The organism is Halorubrum orientale, from assembly GCF_059623105.1.
Genome location: NZ_JBSPSR010000007.1, coordinates 174,019 through 189,104 on the forward strand (window position 1 = coordinate 174,019; position 15,086 = coordinate 189,104).

At 66.4% G+C, this 15,086-nt stretch carries 16 protein-coding genes; 12 read left to right on the forward strand and 4 right to left on the reverse strand.

Annotated features, from left to right (window positions below; all coding sequences use genetic code 11):
* Positions 1-83 precede the first annotated feature (83 nt).
* Positions 84-743, forward strand: coding sequence for an alpha/beta hydrolase (locus ACWUI7_RS09285; RefSeq protein ID WP_496641942.1), 660 nt, complete (start codon positions 84-86; stop codon positions 741-743).
* 33 nt (positions 744-776) lie between these two features.
* On the opposite strand, the gene ACWUI7_RS09290 is transcribed toward ACWUI7_RS09285, so the two are convergent.
* Positions 777-1,319, reverse strand: a complete 543-nt coding sequence (locus ACWUI7_RS09290) for a DUF7575 domain-containing protein (RefSeq protein WP_496641943.1) — start codon at positions 1,317-1,319, stop codon at positions 777-779.
* A 154-nt stretch (positions 1,320-1,473) separates the two neighbouring features.
* Here ACWUI7_RS09290 and ACWUI7_RS09295 point away from each other — a divergent pair, with 154 nt between their 5' ends.
* Both ACWUI7_RS09295 and ACWUI7_RS09300 read left to right on the forward strand, forming a co-directional pair.
* Positions 1,474-1,617, forward strand: a complete 144-nt coding sequence (locus ACWUI7_RS09295; RefSeq protein ID WP_435160366.1) for a hypothetical protein — start codon at positions 1,474-1,476, stop codon at positions 1,615-1,617.
* A gap of 94 nt (positions 1,618-1,711) precedes the next feature.
* The gene (locus ACWUI7_RS09300) at positions 1,712-2,701 is read left to right on the forward strand and encodes an NAD-dependent epimerase/dehydratase family protein (RefSeq protein ID WP_496641944.1); all 990 of its coding nucleotides are present in this window, start codon (positions 1,712-1,714) and stop codon (positions 2,699-2,701) included.
* Position 2,702: 1 nt separating this feature from the next.
* Here ACWUI7_RS09300 and ACWUI7_RS09305 read toward each other — a convergent pair whose 3' ends face one another.
* Together ACWUI7_RS09305 and ACWUI7_RS09310 are read right to left on the reverse strand one after the other, a co-directional pair.
* Positions 2,703-3,452, reverse strand: a complete 750-nt coding sequence (locus tag ACWUI7_RS09305; protein WP_496641945.1) for a GNAT family N-acetyltransferase — start codon at positions 3,450-3,452, stop codon at positions 2,703-2,705.
* 78 nt (positions 3,453-3,530) lie between these two features.
* Positions 3,531-3,806, reverse strand: coding sequence for a cytochrome C oxidase subunit IV family protein (locus tag ACWUI7_RS09310; RefSeq protein WP_496641946.1), 276 nt, complete (start codon positions 3,804-3,806; stop codon positions 3,531-3,533).
* Between the two features lie 136 nt (positions 3,807-3,942).
* Between ACWUI7_RS09310 and ACWUI7_RS09315 the strand changes: the two genes are divergently transcribed.
* The 9 genes from ACWUI7_RS09315 to ACWUI7_RS09355 all read left to right on the forward strand — a co-directional run bounded on the left by ACWUI7_RS09315 (position 3,943) and on the right by ACWUI7_RS09355 (position 13,387).
* The gene (locus tag ACWUI7_RS09315; protein WP_496641947.1) at positions 3,943-4,461 is read left to right on the forward strand and encodes a hypothetical protein; all 519 of its coding nucleotides are present in this window, start codon (positions 3,943-3,945) and stop codon (positions 4,459-4,461) included.
* Between the two features lie 97 nt (positions 4,462-4,558).
* Positions 4,559-6,310: a hypothetical protein gene (locus ACWUI7_RS09320; RefSeq protein ID WP_496641948.1), complete on the forward strand. Its 1,752-nt coding sequence runs from the start codon at positions 4,559-4,561 to the stop codon at positions 6,308-6,310.
* A gap of 56 nt (positions 6,311-6,366) precedes the next feature.
* Positions 6,367-6,681 (forward strand): Asp-tRNA(Asn)/Glu-tRNA(Gln) amidotransferase subunit GatC, encoded by a 315-nt coding sequence (gatC, locus tag ACWUI7_RS09325; RefSeq protein WP_435160373.1) that lies wholly within the window; start codon positions 6,367-6,369, stop codon positions 6,679-6,681.
* Positions 6,681-7,979, forward strand: coding sequence for an Asp-tRNA(Asn)/Glu-tRNA(Gln) amidotransferase subunit GatA (gene gatA, locus ACWUI7_RS09330; RefSeq protein ID WP_496641949.1), 1,299 nt, complete (start codon positions 6,681-6,683; stop codon positions 7,977-7,979). Before gatC ends, gatA begins: the two co-directional genes overlap by 1 nt.
* Positions 7,976-8,497 (forward strand): DUF5797 family protein, encoded by a 522-nt coding sequence (locus ACWUI7_RS09335; RefSeq protein ID WP_496641950.1) that lies wholly within the window; start codon positions 7,976-7,978, stop codon positions 8,495-8,497. Before gatA ends, ACWUI7_RS09335 begins: the two co-directional genes overlap by 4 nt.
* Positions 8,498-8,566: 69 nt before the next feature.
* Positions 8,567-8,812 carry a YhbY family RNA-binding protein gene (locus tag ACWUI7_RS09340; RefSeq protein ID WP_496641951.1) on the forward strand — a complete coding sequence of 82 codons (246 nt, stop codon included), beginning with the start codon at positions 8,567-8,569 and terminating at the stop codon, positions 8,810-8,812.
* Between the two features lie 80 nt (positions 8,813-8,892).
* Positions 8,893-10,230, forward strand: a complete 1,338-nt coding sequence (gene trkA, locus ACWUI7_RS09345; RefSeq protein WP_496641952.1) for a Trk system potassium transporter TrkA — start codon at positions 8,893-8,895, stop codon at positions 10,228-10,230.
* Between the two features lies 1 nt (position 10,231).
* Positions 10,232-11,740 carry a TrkH family potassium uptake protein gene (locus ACWUI7_RS09350; protein ID WP_496641953.1) on the forward strand — a complete coding sequence of 503 codons (1,509 nt, stop codon included), beginning with the start codon at positions 10,232-10,234 and terminating at the stop codon, positions 11,738-11,740.
* A 114-nt stretch (positions 11,741-11,854) separates the two neighbouring features.
* On the forward strand, positions 11,855-13,387 hold the full coding sequence (locus tag ACWUI7_RS09355; protein WP_496641954.1) for a TrkH family potassium uptake protein: 1,533 nt from the start codon (positions 11,855-11,857) through the stop codon (positions 13,385-13,387).
* Positions 13,388-13,419: 32 nt separating this feature from the next.
* On the opposite strand, the gene ACWUI7_RS09360 is transcribed toward ACWUI7_RS09355, so the two are convergent.
* On the reverse strand, positions 13,420-15,054 hold the full coding sequence (locus tag ACWUI7_RS09360) for a potassium channel family protein (RefSeq protein ID WP_496641955.1): 1,635 nt from the start codon (positions 15,052-15,054) through the stop codon (positions 13,420-13,422).
* Between the last annotated feature and the right edge of the window lie 32 nt (positions 15,055-15,086).

Below are 15,086 nucleotides of genomic sequence, written 5' to 3' on the forward strand. Positions count from 1 at the left end.
CCGAGGACAGCGAGTGGGTCGGGGAGGGTGACGACTTGCACGGACCCGACGGATACATCTCGCGGAGCCACGAAGTGTGATGCATGGCTGACCTCCCACTGGAGCACGTACACGTGCGACCCGACGAACCGACCGATGGAGCGCCCGCCCCTGCGGTGGTCGTCCTCCATGGTCGGGGCGCAGACGAACAGGACCTCCTCCCGGTGGCTGCGTCGCTGCCGGAGTCACTCCACGTCGTGAGCCTCCGTGCACCGGATCCACTGCAGGGCGGCTACACCTGGTACGAGCTCGACCTCTCGGCCGGCGGGCTACACCAGAGCCAGCCGGATCCGATCGACTTCGAGCGCAGCCTGCGACTCGTCGAAGACACCATCGCGGGTGCCGTGGACGCCTACGACCTCGATCCAGACCGGCTCGGACTGCTCGGGTTTAGCCAGGGAGCGATCACGAGCCTCTCGTTGTTACTCGAGTCGCCGGCACAATACGCGTGGGTCGTTGGGCTCCACGGGTACCTCCCCGACTCACACGGTGCGCTCGAACCAGCTGACATCGAGGGACGGCGGGTCTTTGTCGGTGCCGGCGACGACGACCAAGTGATACCCGCACACCGAAGCACTGCGGCTGCTGATCGGCTGGCGGCCCTTGGCGCCGCCGTGACCCACGAGACGTACCCAACCGGACACGGAATCGGTCGCGACGAGCTCGCCGACGTGGTGTCGTTTGTGGAATCCTCACTGCAGTGACTGTGCCATGCGTTGCGTCCGGTTCCCGGTGACTCAGCGCATGTCGGTCGTCTCGACTGACTCGGTACACCAGTGACAGAAGTCGAGTGTCGGGTCCGTCTCACGTCCGCAGTGGGGGCACTCGACCGTCGTCGATGCCGACCCGCCGGGTACGTCGTCGCTGTCGTCGGCCGTGGGGGACGAGACGCTCGTCACTGACCGGCCGGGAAGCCGATCCACGAGGCTGGTCGTCGACGTCCCTTCGATAGGGTCGTCGAACGAGTCGGAACCATTGGCCACTCGAGCTGTCTTGTGCTCCTCGTATCGGCGGTTGTTGCGGACCGCGAGCACGTAGGCGTCGAGGATGCTGGCGACGACCACGGCCAGCCCCGGGGCGATGTCCGCGATTGGCGGCGACTCCCGCGCGAGCAACTGGTCGACTGCCGCCTCAGGGACGAAGAGGATCAACACGGCCGTGATCGCCGCGTACCAGCCGAACGCCCGCGCCCAACGGCGGAGGTACGCGTGGCCGAGTCCGGATATTAATAGCGCTAACAGTACGGCGAGCCAGGGTCGCCGTCGGCGGAGTTCGCTCATGGCTCGCCGTATGAACCGCGGTGTCCTGTAGTTGTCCCTCTCTCGGTGTGCAGGGGATGTCCCTCCCTCGGTGTGCAGGGGATGTCCCTCCCTCGGTGTGCAGGGGATGTCCATCCCTCGGTGTGCTTATACGCCGGAGGCGTCGACGGGGTGTATGGTCGCCATCCCAACGACCGAACTGCTCACCGGGCTCCGTATCGCCCTCTACGCCGTGGTGTACTGGGGCGGCGGCTTCGTTGTCGCGTACCTGCTTTACCGCCGATGGCGCGGGAGCGGACCGCGCGACGACGAGACGTGAGCTGCCTCTCGGTCACTCTGTGATCAGGGTTCCCCTGACGGATCGATCGTTCCGGTTCGGACACGCTTTTAGTGTCGCTCTGCACAGCGGTTGCATGACCGACACCGCACTCGTTATCGGCGGGACGCGATTTATCGGCCGACACACAGTCGAGGAGCTAGCGGCGAACGGCTACGCCGTCACAACACTGACACGGGGGACCCACACGGACCCATTCGTCGCCGACGACCGCGTCAATCACCTACCCGGCGACCGGACGGTCGACGCTGACCTCACGGCCGCACGCGACGCCGTCGACCCGGACGTCGTGATCGACTGTGTGGCCTACCACCCAGCCGACGTCGAAGCGGCAACGACGATCTTCGCCGACGTCGACGCCTACGTGTACATCTCCTCTGGAGCGGCCTATGGCGCGGAACACGTTCCAAAACGCGAGGGTGTGACACCGCTCGAGTCGTGCACACCGGCACAGGCCGTCGACGAACGCGATGCGACCTACGGGAACCGGAAGGCGGCGGGTGACCGCGCCGTGTTCGCTGCCGCCGAGGACGGTGTCGCCGCGACTGCGGTTCGTCCCTGTATCGTCTACGGGCCACACGACTATACCGAACGGCTCGACTACTGGATCGATCGCGTACTCACGTACGACCGCGTCGTAGTCCCGGGCGACGGACAGAACCTCTGGCACCGGGCGTACGTAGAAGACGTCGCCAGCGCGCTTCGGATCGTCGCCGAGCGCGGCGAGCCTGGGTCGACATACAATGTTGGTGACGAGCGGGTGCTCACGCTCGCAGAGACGCTCGAGACCATCGCAGCCGTCGCTGACACCGACTGCACAGTCGTGCCTGCCGGTCCCGAGACGCTCGCCGCCGGCGGGCTCAACGCCACGGACTTTATCCTCTATCGGGAGTACCCACACCTACTCGAAACGCGTGCACTGGCCGACCTCGGGTGGGAGTCGACATCCGTACGCGAGGCGATGCGCCGGACGGTCACCGACCACCGGGCGACCGACCGTGACGGGCACGAGTGGGATCCCGGTCGCGACGCCGAGGAACGAGTGCTTGAGGCGACGACGGGGTGACTCAGTACGCCGCGTCCCAGCGAACCGGCTTGCGGCGGTTGGGACAGTCGAGACACTCGACGGCGTCCATCGTGTCGACCGCGACGCTCGTCCCCTCACAGTTGCCACAAAGGTAGCCGTACCGATCGGTGTGGTCGGCATCGGCGTAGGCGACATAAAATGGCGCGAGCGAGCCTCGCTCACCGGCTTCGAAGTCGACGTGGACCGTCTCGCCGTCGGCCGTCTCATAGACGCCAGCTGTGAGCCCGCCGGTCGCTTCGATCTGCTTCCGGTAGTGCTGCTCGTCGAACGCTTCGCCGCCAATTTCAACGGTTCGCTCGCCTGCAGGGTCATATCCTTCTCGCTCGTAGAACGCAGTGCCGACCTCGTTGTCGGCGAGCACGGTTCCCTCGATGGCGTCGACGTCGCGGTCACGAAGCGCACGCTCGACGTGCTCGAGGAGCTTCGAGCCGATGCCGGCGTTGCGATGCTCGGGGTGGACGTGGAGCCAGTCGATCTCACCGACGCGCTCGCGGCGGTCGACGACGTAGCTCTCGGCGAAGCCGACGACGTCGCCGTCGACGGTCGCGACGGGACAGACGGTGGTCTCGTCTGCGATCGTGTCACTGAGGTCCGACGCTCCGTACCAGTTTTCGACGGCCTCTCTGAGCAGCGGCTCGCCGACTGCGTGCCCGTACGATGCAGAAAGTGACGCCAACGCAACCTCACGAATCGACTCGACGTCCGACGCGGTCGCAGCGCGGATCTCCATACACTGTGATCACGGCGTGAGAACAAAAATTCACCCCACTGTTGTCGCCGGTGGAGCACGGATCCCTGACCGAACGCGTCAGGAGATCGAGTACGCGGCCGCCGCCATGAGCAGCATCGTCAGTGCGAACGCCAGCCCGAGCAGGTACGTGAGCGAGCGGTTCTCCCACCGGAGGTGCTGGAAGTACGCGATGATGAGCCCCGTCTTGACGACAGAGAGCGCCATCGTGCCGGCGAACGCTTGTTCATACGTGAACTCGAAGAATTCCACTTCGAAGAGGACGAAGTTGATCACCGCGGCGAGCAAGAGCGCGAGGTAGATGGCCGAGTACAGTTTGACTGAGTCGGACGCCATTGAACGATAGATCGGGACACGGTGTTAAAGATGTATCCATCTGCACGACGACGCGCCTCCGTGTCGAGAGCGAAACGGCTATGATCGGCTCGTGCGTACAGAATACTGGTCGCGGTACCCTCCCCGACCGAGTCACGTGGATCCGCTCGACCCAACCGACGACCTGCTCGAATCGCTCTACGTCGTAAATAAGGCCGCAAAGCGGCTCGCAGACGAGGCGACGGCCGCCTACGAGCGCGGCGACGTCACCGAGAGCAACGTGCAGTCGGCGCGAAAGGACGCCCTCTATCGGACCAAGACGCGCGTGCTGAATCGGATCGTCGCCAGCGACCCCTCAGCCGTCTCCGGCGAGTACCACGCGGTACACGGCGACGTCTGGCTCCTCGTCGACGTGCGGGGGTGGACGTTCCACCAGCCGCCTCGGGCCTTCGGAAGCGATCTCACCGACCGGATCGAGACGACCAACACGGAGACCGAGCCGCGCTCGGTCCCGTACGTGAGAGACCCCACGGCAACGCGGTCCGACCGGAGCTTGGCGGAAGCGCTGTCTGCGCTCGCCGCACGTGGAGTCGACGCCAACGACCAACTCGCGCGCCCGACTATCCTCGACGAACACGACCGGCTCGTCGACGTCAGGTGGTCCTGTTTGCGATAGATGTCGCAGGCGGGCGCTCGGGAGTTGCCGTCGCCGTCGCCGTTGGTCGAAGCCGAGCGTTTACCACGGTTGGTCCCAATTGGTGACGCAACGACAGATGTCACACACCGACACCCGCTCCGTCGGCGAGCTCGAGGCGCAGATTGGCGCGCTCGACGACGCCTCGCCGTCGGACCTGACCGCAGACGAGCGTGCACGCCTCACCGATGCGCTCGTCGCGCTCGCTGACGCGTACGGCGATCGTGGCGACTTCCACGCCGAGGCTAGCGCGCTATCGAGCCTCGAGCGGCTCCACACGGCTCACCCGGAGGCGGAGATAGACGTCCACCTCACGACCGCGCTCGCGAACGCGACCGCCGTCCGCGACCGCGACGACGTCTACGAGACGAGCATCCAGCCCGACCGGCTCGGTGAGTATCGCGACCGGATCGAGGCGCTCTACGACGACCGGCGTGTGCCGGCGATCGCGGCTCCACTGGCTCGAGCGACCGCAGAGACGATCCACGCGAACGCGAAGGCGGGACGACTCGACCGGGTCGGCCCGCTGTGTGAGCGTCTGGAGACGGTCTACGAGACACACCCTGAACCCGACGTGGCCGCGTCACTGCTCACGGGGTACGCCCACGCAGAGCGACACCTCGAAACGGTCGATGCCAAACAGACTGCGGGCGACAACGACCCGATCGACCGACTCGAGCGCGCCAAGACGCTGTTCGAACGCCACCCGGATGCGGACGTTGCGGCGGGCTACGCCGGGGTGCTCGCCGGGCGGACGAACCACGACGCCGACCGAGGGGCCGTCGAGGCGATCGAGGGGCGAATCGCCCGAATCGAGGCGCTCGCACAGGGGTACCCCGCCAGCGAGGCGGCGATCCGGGGGTGGATTCCGATGGCGACCGCTAACGCGACGCGCGCCGGCTTTGAGGCCGCCGACGTCTCTCGGGTCGACCACTGGGCGCGCCAAACGGTCGAGCACCACGAGGCGATCGGCACGCCGACCAGCGCGACGTGGCTGGCCGTCGCGACGTTCTTTGCCGGCCGGGCCGCGTTCTTCGACGGCGACGTCGAGACGGGTGAGTCGAGGCTGGAGCAGCTCAGGGAACTCGCCGACACCTACGAGAATCCTGTATTCGACCACTGGCTCGGTCGGGCGATGTTCGATGCAACCCGCGCGTATGTGGAAGCGAATCATGGTGAGCGCGCGCGGTCGATAGCCGACGAACTCGCGTCGTTCGCCGAGGGACATCAGGACCAAGCGGCGATTGAATCTGGACTAGAGGGGCTGTACACGCACGCGCCCGCGATGTTCGACGGTCCGTCGTTCGCCCCCGACGACACTGATCCGGCCGCCGCGAGCGACGAGGGAGGGCCGTCTGGAACGGCCGAGGCGGTCGATGCTGCGCCGGAGGCCAGCGGGTCTGCGGCTGACGGCGCAGCCGCTCCCCCGACTGCGGCAGATCCCACTGACGGCGCCGAGTCGTCGGCGGCCGACCTCGTTGAGCGACGGGCTAATGGTGAGTCGCAATCGCCCGTCGATGTGGGCGGGCCGACGACCGAACTCGGCGAGCCAACGGCGGCGACCGACCGAGAGGTCGAACGCGACCAGATCGACGCGTTCGAAGATGCTCTTGACGTCGCGGAGACCGCGTCCGACGACGGGGGATGTGGCTCGTGTGGCGATGACGGCTGCGGGAGCTGTGGCACCGACACCGACCTGAACGCCCCGGCCAGTGCGCCCGTGATCGCCGCGGCGGTCCTCGGAGTGGTGGTCGCCGGCGTCTCCGTGCTTTACTCGCTCTATCAGCTCGGCTCGTACGCGGTCGGGCGGTTGCGACGAGACGCGAGCTGAGCGGCTCGCGTTCGACGTTCCGAAACCCTTACTCTCGGGCCGTCGTACCGACACATATGACAGAGACGTCGGACGCTCCCGACGACACGAGTGACGACGGGTCGGTCGTCGACCCCGCCGAGGTAGAACACGTCGCGGAGCTGGCCCGCGTGCGCCTCGACGACGACGAACGCGAGCTGTTCGCCGAACAGTTCGCGGAGATCCTCGACGCCTTCGCGGCGCTCGATGAGGTTCCCGAGATGGACCGCGAAGAGCCACTCGTGAACGTAATGCGCCCCGACGAGGTCGACGAGAGCCTCAGCCAGTCGGCGGCGCTCGCGAACGCCGAGGAGACCGAAGACGGCTTTTTCGTCGGTCCGAAGGTGTCGTGATGGCCGTCGACTACAACGCGTTCATCACCGAAGCGTCGATAGTAGGCGACGACGACGGCCCGCTCGCGGGAACGACGGTCGCGGTGAAAGACAATATCTCGACCAAGGGCGTTGCGACGACCTGTGGCTCGGATATGCTCGCCGACTACGTCCCCCCGTACTCCGCAACGGTCGTCGAGCGGCTCACCGACGCGGGCGCGCGAATCGTCGGCAAGACCAACATGGACGAGTTCGGAATGGGGACGACCACGGAGACATCCGCGTTTGGTCCAACCCGAAATCCGGCCGACCCCGAGCGTGTTCCTGGCGGATCCTCCGGTGGGTCGGCGGCGGCGGTAGCGGCCAGCGAGGCCGACGTCGCGCTCGGCTCCGACACGGGCGGCTCCGTGCGGTGTCCGGCCGCGTTCTGTGGGGTCGTCGGGATCAAACCCACCTACGGACTGGTGTCGCGGTACGGACTCGTCGCGTACGCCAACTCGCTAGAACAGATCGGGCCGATCGCCCCGACGGTTGCAGAGGCCGCCGCCGTCCTTGACGTGATTGCTGGGCCGGACCCGAACGACGGAACCACCCGCGACCCGAACGCCGCAGCGGACATCGACGTCCCGACCGACTACGCCGCGGCGGCCGACGGCGACGTCGAGGGATTGACCGTCGGGGTCCCCACTGAGCTGTTCGACGGCGCCGACGAGCGGGTGGTCGAGACGGTCGAGGCAGCTATCGACGACCTCGTCGCGGCGGGCGCGACGACGACGACGATTTCGCTCCCGTCGGTCGAACACGCCGTCGAGGCGTACTACGTGATCGCGATGTCGGAGGCCTCCTCGAACCTTGCACGGTTCGACGGGGTGCGATACGGTCACCGCGCCGAGGCCGACGGCAACTGGAACGAGTCGTTCGCGGCGACCCGCGAGGAGGGCTTCGGCGCCGAGGTCAAACGCCGGATCTTACTCGGGACGTACGCGCTCTCTGCGGGGTATCACGACGAGTACTACGCGAAAGCACAGGACGCCCGCGCCTGGGTTCGCCAGGACTTCGAGGCCGCCTTCGAGACCGTCGACGTGATCGCCTCACCGACGATGCCGGTACTCCCGTTTGAGTTGGGCGAGAGCCTCGAAGACCCGCTGCGGATGTACCTCGCCGACGCGAACACGACGCCGGTGAACCTCGCGAACCTGCCGGCGATCTCGGTGCCCGCGGGCGAGGCAGATGGGCTCCCGGTCGGACTCCAGCTCGTCGGTCCCGCCTTCGAGGAAGCGACCGTGATCCGCGCGGCCAGTGCGGTCGAGGGTGAATGAGTCTGACAGACGAGGAGCTGGACCGCCTTGCCGACGTGGTTCGGCTTCAGCCGACGAAGAACGCCGAACTCGAGGACGCCTGGGGCGTCGACGGCGGTAGCGCGGTCCACCGGTACCTCGAAGACCACCTGAAGGAGTACTACTACCGCGACGACGACAGCCTGATCCGCACGACGGCCGAGGCGAACGACCTCGTCGACGTCGAACCCGGGATCGAAGCGGACGCGGTCGCCCGAGGCGATGCGCCGGATCGAATCTCGGTTCCGCGGCTTGAAGCGCAGGTATTCGAGGTCGTTGCGGGCCCCGACGGGCGGTCACAGTCTGTGGTGAGTGTGCTCTCTGCGCTCCGTGAGGCGTTCGACGTCGACCCCGAAGCGGGGGCGGTTCGACGGGCGCTTCGACGCCTTGAGCGCAAGAACGTCGTCGAAGTCGAGTACCGAACGGTGCCGACGTTTCGGCTCGCCGTCGACCGAGACACGGTCGAGGTCGCCGTCGACGAGGAGACAACCGGTGAGTGAGCGAGCAGCCCCGGTACCGCCCGACGACCGGATCTCAAGGTTGAATGCCGACGAGCGGCTATGCCTGCTATGACCGACCAACAGCTACGGAAGGAGGCTCACGACGTCGACGTCACCGTCTGGGTGGGTAAAGCCGGTATCGAGGCCGTCGTCGACGAACTTGCGGACCAGCTCGACGAGCGCCGACTCGTGAAGGTGAAGTTCCTGCGTGCCGCTCGCGGCGGCACGACTACTGACGAGCTGGCCGACACGCTTGCAGCAGACGCCGGCGCCGACCTGATCGAAACGCGCGGAAACACGGCTGTTTTTCACTGATCGCTGGCCGAGTCGGAGTCTGTCCGGTCACCAGCGTCACCGATAGTAATCCACTAGTGAGTTCGCCCGGTGTCTGGGGCATGGACGTGGTCATCGTCGGTGCCGGTGAGGTCGGGACGAGCATCGCCGCCAGCCTCGCCGCGGACCACGAGGTCGTCGTGATCGATGTCGACGCAGACCGCGCAGAACAGCTCAAGTACGAGCTCGACGTGCTCACCGTGGCGGGTGACGGCACGACCGCGGACGTGCAGACGACCGCTGCGGTCGGCGACGCGGACATGCTCATCGCCTGTACCGACGACGATCGAACCAATCTCGTCACCTGCGGGACCGCAAAGACTCTCGGTGACGCGTTCACCATCGCGCGCGTCAAGAGTACCGAGTACCTCAGGACGTGGGAGGCCGCAGAGCGGGCATTCGGTGTCGACTTCATGGTGTGTACCGACCTCCAGGCCGCAGAGAACATCGTCCGCGTCATCGGTCTCCCATCGGCGATCGACGTCGACCCATTCGCGAACGGACTCGTCCAGATGGCCGAGTTCGAGATCGCCGACGAGAGCCCCGTCGCGGGCCAGACAGTCGCCGAAGCCGACCGGTTCGAGTCGCTGACGTTCGTCGGCATCTTCCGCGACGACGAGATGGTGCTCCCCCGCGGTGACACGGTCATCTGTGCCGCTGACCGCGCAGTCGTGATCGGGAGTCCCGAGAGCGTTCACCTGTTTGCGACGGACGTGGCACCCGAGGCGACACCGGATCGGGCCGACGAGATCGTGATCATCGGCGGCAGCGAGATCGGCTATCAGACCGCGCGGCTGCTCGAAGAACGGGAGTTTCGTCCGCGGCTCATCGAGCGAGACGGCGACCGGGCGCGGTCACTCGCCGAGGACCTCCCGAACACGATCGTGATGGAACACGACGCGACAGATACGGAGTTCCTCGCGCGCGAGCACGTCGACGAGGCCGACATCGTCGTCACCGCGCTCAGCTCCGACGAGAAGAGCCTCCTCGTCTCTGTGCTCGCGAAGCGGATGGGCGTCGAACGCGTGATCGCGGTCGTCGACAGCCCGGACTACGTGACGGTGTTCGAAGAGATTGGGATCGACATCGCGATCAACCCGCGGACCGTCACCGCAGAAGAGATCACCCGGTTCACCTACGAGAGCATCGCCGAGAACATTGCTGTCCTCGAGAACGACCGCGCCGAGGTGCTCGAACTGGAGTTGACCGAAGGGTGTGGCCTCGTTGGGCAGCCGGTCGCCGACCTCGTGGAGTCGATCGACGTTCGATTCGTGATCGGGGCGATCACCCGCGACGGCGAACTCGTGACCCCCCGAGGCGATACCGTGCTCCACCCCGGCGATCACGTCGTGCTCCTCGTTGACACCGCAGGCGTGAGCGAGATCGCCGCACTGGCGTGAGATGGCGGATACACCGCGAATCCGTGTCGATTGGCGGGCGAGCGTGAGCCTCCTCGGTGACGTCCTCGCCGGCCTCGCGGTTCCGCTTTTGATCCCGGTCGTCGTTGCACTGTACTACGGCGAGTCGCTCGCACCGTTTCTCGTGACCATCGCCGTCACGCTTGCGCTCGGAGCGGTCTGTCGACAACTCGCGGGTGCCGACGGCACGCTCGGCCCGCGAGAGGCGTTTCTCGCGGTGTCGCTCGTCTGGCTCCTCGTCGCCTGTGTCGGGGCGATCCCCTTCGTCGTCGCCGGCGTCGGGACGGTCGCACACCCGGTGAACGCGCTGTTCGAGTCTATGAGTGGATTGACGACGACCGGAGCGACCGTCCTCGTCGACTTCGGCGTCCACTCGCGGTCGGTGCTGATGTGGCGGCAGGTGATCCAGTGGCTCGGGGGGCTCGGTATCCTCGTGCTCGCGACCGCGGTGCTCTCCGAGCTCGGCGTCGGTGGCGCCCAGCTGATGGAGACAGAGTCACAGACCCGCGACGTGGACAAGCTCACACCGAAGATATCGGAGACGGCACAGCTCATCTGGGGGCTTTACCTCGGACTCACGCTGCTCGCGGCCCTCACCTACCTCGCGCTCGGTCTCGCCGTCGACCCACAGATGGGGCCGTACAACGCGGTCGCACACGCGTTCACCTCGGTCGCGACCGCCGGCTTCTCACCCGAGCCCCAGAGCGTCGGGGCGTTCCACCCGATCGTGCAGTGGGCAGTCGTCCCGTTCATGGTGGTGGGTTCGACGAGCTTCGTGTTGTTGTACCTCGCGCTCACCGGCGAGCCGATGCGGCTGTTTCGAAACGAGGAGTTCCACTTCTATCTCGGCGTGATCGGGGCGCTCGCTGCGCTCGTCGCCGTCTCGATCACGCTCGACCCGTCGACGACGCTCGGCACCGAGGCGACGCTGCGACACGCGGTGTTCACTGTCGTCTCCATCGTGACCACGACGGGCTACGCGAGCATCGACTACGTTGAGTGGGCGCCCGCGGCCAAACACCTGCTGTTCGCGGGGATGTTCGTCGGTGGGATGGTTGGGTCGACGACGTGTTCGATCAAGTCACTCCGGTGGCTCGTCGCACTGAAGACGTTCCGACGCGACCTGTACACCGCCATCCACCCGGACGCGGTCCGGCCGGTTCGAATCGCCGGAGAACCCGTCGACGAACGCACCATCCGCGACATATACGCGTACCTCCTGGTGAGCATCGTGTTCGTCTTCGCACTCACCGTCGTGATCGTCGTCGACGCCGAGCGCGCCGGATCGCGCGTCTCGGAGTTCGAGGCGATGGGTGCCGCGGCGACGACGTTCCTCAACATCGGTCCCGGTTTCGGCGACGCCGGCCCGTACGGCACCTTCGCGACGTTTCCGATGACGACCCGCGGCGTGATGATCGTCCTCATGTGGATCGGGCGGATCGAAATCGTCCCCGTACTCGTGTTGTTCACCAGGGCGTTCTGGACGTCGTGACCGGGCGGTCGTCGCGACGGCTCGCTTCACCACCGGCGCGAACGACTCGTATCGACGGCTACTTATCCGGCCCGCGGACACGATACGTCACTTCCTCACTCGGGGGTGACGACAATGACACGCACCATCGACAGCCGCGCGACGCTCAGCTACGTCGGGAGCGTCGTCAAGTACCTCTCAGCGGCGATGTTAGTCCCCCTCCTCACGGCGGTGATCTACGGCGAGGACGTCTGGGTGTTCGCGGCGTCGATGGCGGTCGGAATTGTCCTCGGAGCTGCCCTCGAGCGGGTTGACCCGGAGCCAGACCTGGGACCGCGCGAGGGGCTCGCCGTCGTCGCGCTCGCGTGGCTGGCCGCAGCCGTTGTTGGTGCCGTGCCGTACGTACTCGCCGGCTACGGCGACGGCTCGGCGCTCGCTCACCCGGTGAACGCGTTGTTCGAATCGATGAGTGGGTTCACCACCACGGGCGCGACGGCGACCGCCGAACTCGGCGTGGCGAACCACTCGCACGCGGTGTTACTCTGGCGACAGCTCACCCAGTGGCTCGGCGGGATGGGAATCATCGTCCTGATGATCGCGATCCTCCCGGAGCTTGCTGTCAACGGGGCCCAACTCATGCGTTCAGAAGCTCCGGGGCCGGAGCTCCAGAAGCTCACTCCACGCATCGCTGAGACCGCACGGGTGTTGTGGGTGCTCTACGTGGGTGTCACACTGCTTTTCGTCGTCCTCCTGTACCTGTTGCACCTTGTCGGGGTCGCCCCGAACATGACGGCGTACAACGCGCTGGCACACGGGTTCTCGACGCTCCCGACGGGTGGCTTCTCGCCGGAGGCAGACAGCATCGCCGCCTTCTCACCGGTCGTCCAGTGGGCGTTCGTCCCGTTCATGGTGCTCGCCGGCGTGAACTTCGCACTGTTCTGGTACGTCTTCCGTGACGAAGTCGAAGCGTTGGTCGAAAACACGGAGTTTCGTGTCTACCTCGGCGCGGTCACCGCGATGAGTGCCGTCCTCGTCGTCGCGCTGTACCGAGGTGGTGCGCCACCGACCGAACTCGGCGGGGTCACGGAAGGCGTCGCCGGAACCGCACTCAGACAGGGCGTGTTCCAGATCGCCTCGCTGCTCAACTCGACGGGATTCGCCACCGCTGATTTCGCACAGTGGGAGACCCACACCCAGTTTCTACTACTGTTTGCGATGTTCATCGGCGGGTCTGCGGGCTCGACCGGCGGTGGGATCAAGGTGATACGGTGGCTCATCCTGTTCAAGACGCTCCGTCGGGAGTTGTACACGACGGCGAACCCCGACGTGGTGCGGCCGGTCCGGCTCGGCGGATCGGTGGTCGACGAGGACGTCGTCCGCGGCATCCTCACGTTCACGCTGTTGTACCTGCTGTTGTTCGCGCTCGCGGCCATGTTTATCGAGCTCGACACAGCACGGGCAGGGACACCTCTTTCAGGAACCGAAGCGGCCGCCGCGTCGCTCGCGACGATCGGCAACATCGGCCCCGGGCTCGGTCCGCTCGGCCCGTTTGGAACCTACGAGTTTCTGCCGAACACGACGAAGCTTCTCATGGTGTTTTTGATGTGGATCGGACGGCTGGAGATCGTGCCCGTATTAGCGTTGTTCGTTGCCGGGCTCGATGAGTGATTGGGGGCGATTGGCATCCGATGATGGCCGGTTCACGTGAACGATCGCTCGAAACTCCGGACGCCAGCGTCGGTACCGACGATAACCAGCTCGTCGCCGGGTTCGATCGTCGTGTGTGGGCCCACATCGGTGACGACCGCGTCGTCGCGTTCGACTGCCATCACGGTACACCCGGTCTCTGCCCGCACGTTCGCATCGAGGAGCGTTCGTCCGACGAGTCCAGGCGCTTCGAGCCGAACAACCTCGACCTGCTGGTCGACCGAAAGGACGTCTCGTCCCTCGATGAGCCGGCCCGCGGACATTCGACCGGTGACCGTCCCGAGCGAGAGGACGTAGTCGGCGCCGGCTCGGTACGTCTTCGAGACGTTTCCGTCGTCGTCAACGCGGGCGACGATCTCCGTGTCTGGTGCCGCCTCGCGGGCGACAAGTGTGGCAAACTCAGTCGCCGTGTCGTCGGGGAGCGCCAACACGAGCGTCTCGGCATCCTCGACGTCTGCAGCCGCGAGCGTCTCCGGGTCGGTAGCGTCCCCAACGATGTCGACTGGGGGGACGTCTCGTCTGTCGACGATCGTATGGGGAATGTCGGCAGCAGAGAGCTCCTCGGCGACCGTCTGTCCGACCTGACCGTAGCCGGCGATCACGGTCTCACCCGCTTCGAACTGTCGGACTGACGACTGGGTGAGTTCGACGAGCTGTGCGAGCTGGTCTGGGTGACCGGAGACGAGGAGCACCGTCCCCCTGGCCAACTCCCGTTCCGGGGCTGGTGACGCGTCGAACTCGCCGTCGAACCACGCCCCAACGACGGTGACGCCCGTCCGCTCGCGGATCTCGCTGTCGGCGAGCGTCGACCCGGCGAGGTCGCCGCCGTGACGCACGGACACCTCCGCGAGCTGGAGCTGGTTTCCGTACGTCACCGCCTCGTCGAGTTTCGTCCGGAGCGCCGTCGTCACCTTCGCGGCGAGGCCCCGCCCGAGAAGCGTCCGCGGAGAGAGAACGTGGTCGGCGCCGGCGAGCGCGTGGTAGCGCTCGAGGTCGGGATCGTCGACGACGCTCACAACCGGGATCGCTTCGGCGATCTCCTTTGCGGCGAGCACGATGCTTGCGTCCACCTGGTCGGAGACGTCCGCGAGCACGGCTCGCGCGTCGGGAACCCCTGCCGCTCGGAGGCCCTCGGTCGACTCCGGGTCCGCACGAACCACACGGTGTCCGTCCGCGTAGAGCTCGTTCGCCCGCTCGCGGTCGGGCTCGACGACCACGTAACCGACGTCGCGACCGCGGAGCTCGTCGATGAGCGCTGCCGCGCGGGTCGTGTACGAGCAGATGACGACGTGGTCTGTCGTCCCGGCGTCGACGCTCGTCGGCGCGGTCGCAGCGAACGCCTGTTCGAGAAGCGGAGTGGCGACGACCGGGAGCGCCCCGACGAGGAGTGCCATCCCGAGCAGGTCGGTGACGACGATGAACGCCTGCATCTCCGGGCTGGTCCACGGGGCGTCACCGCCAAACCCCGTCGTGGTGAACATCTCGACGGCGAACTGCAGCGAGCTCAGGTACGTCTGTGGCCGCCCCTCGAACGTCCCCATCCCCCACCGGTAGGCGGCCGCAGTGCCGAACAAGGCGAGCAAAAGCAGAGAGAAGTACCCGACGACCCGGCGCTGCCAGTCGTTCATGTCCGTTTCGAGCGGGAGAGCAGATAAAAACG

Excerpts from the sequence above, each read along its gene's own strand:
- ACWUI7_RS09285 (WP_496641942.1), top strand. The coding sequence starts at position 84 with ATGGCTGACCTCCCACTGGAGCACGTACACGTGCGACCCGACGAACCG.
- ACWUI7_RS09290 (WP_496641943.1), bottom strand. The coding sequence starts at position 1,319 with ATGAGCGAACTCCGCCGACGGCGACCCTGGCTCGCCGTACTGTTAGCG.
- ACWUI7_RS09295 (WP_435160366.1), top strand. The coding sequence starts at position 1,474 with ATGGTCGCCATCCCAACGACCGAACTGCTCACCGGGCTCCGTATCGCC.
- ACWUI7_RS09300 (WP_496641944.1), top strand. The coding sequence starts at position 1,712 with ATGACCGACACCGCACTCGTTATCGGCGGGACGCGATTTATCGGCCGA.
- ACWUI7_RS09305 (WP_496641945.1), bottom strand. The coding sequence starts at position 3,452 with ATGGAGATCCGCGCTGCGACCGCGTCGGACGTCGAGTCGATTCGTGAG.
- ACWUI7_RS09310 (WP_496641946.1), bottom strand. The coding sequence starts at position 3,806 with ATGGCGTCCGACTCAGTCAAACTGTACTCGGCCATCTACCTCGCGCTC.
- ACWUI7_RS09320 (WP_496641948.1), top strand. The coding sequence starts at position 4,559 with ATGTCACACACCGACACCCGCTCCGTCGGCGAGCTCGAGGCGCAGATT.
- gatC (WP_435160373.1), top strand. The coding sequence starts at position 6,367 with ATGACAGAGACGTCGGACGCTCCCGACGACACGAGTGACGACGGGTCG.
- gatA (WP_496641949.1), top strand. The coding sequence starts at position 6,681 with ATGGCCGTCGACTACAACGCGTTCATCACCGAAGCGTCGATAGTAGGC.
- ACWUI7_RS09335 (WP_496641950.1), top strand. The coding sequence starts at position 7,976 with ATGAGTCTGACAGACGAGGAGCTGGACCGCCTTGCCGACGTGGTTCGG.
- ACWUI7_RS09340 (WP_496641951.1), top strand. The coding sequence starts at position 8,567 with ATGACCGACCAACAGCTACGGAAGGAGGCTCACGACGTCGACGTCACC.
- trkA (WP_496641952.1), top strand. The coding sequence starts at position 8,893 with ATGGACGTGGTCATCGTCGGTGCCGGTGAGGTCGGGACGAGCATCGCC.
- ACWUI7_RS09350 (WP_496641953.1), top strand. The coding sequence starts at position 10,232 with ATGGCGGATACACCGCGAATCCGTGTCGATTGGCGGGCGAGCGTGAGC.
- ACWUI7_RS09355 (WP_496641954.1), top strand. The coding sequence starts at position 11,855 with ATGACACGCACCATCGACAGCCGCGCGACGCTCAGCTACGTCGGGAGC.
- ACWUI7_RS09360 (WP_496641955.1), bottom strand. The coding sequence starts at position 15,054 with ATGAACGACTGGCAGCGCCGGGTCGTCGGGTACTTCTCTCTGCTTTTG.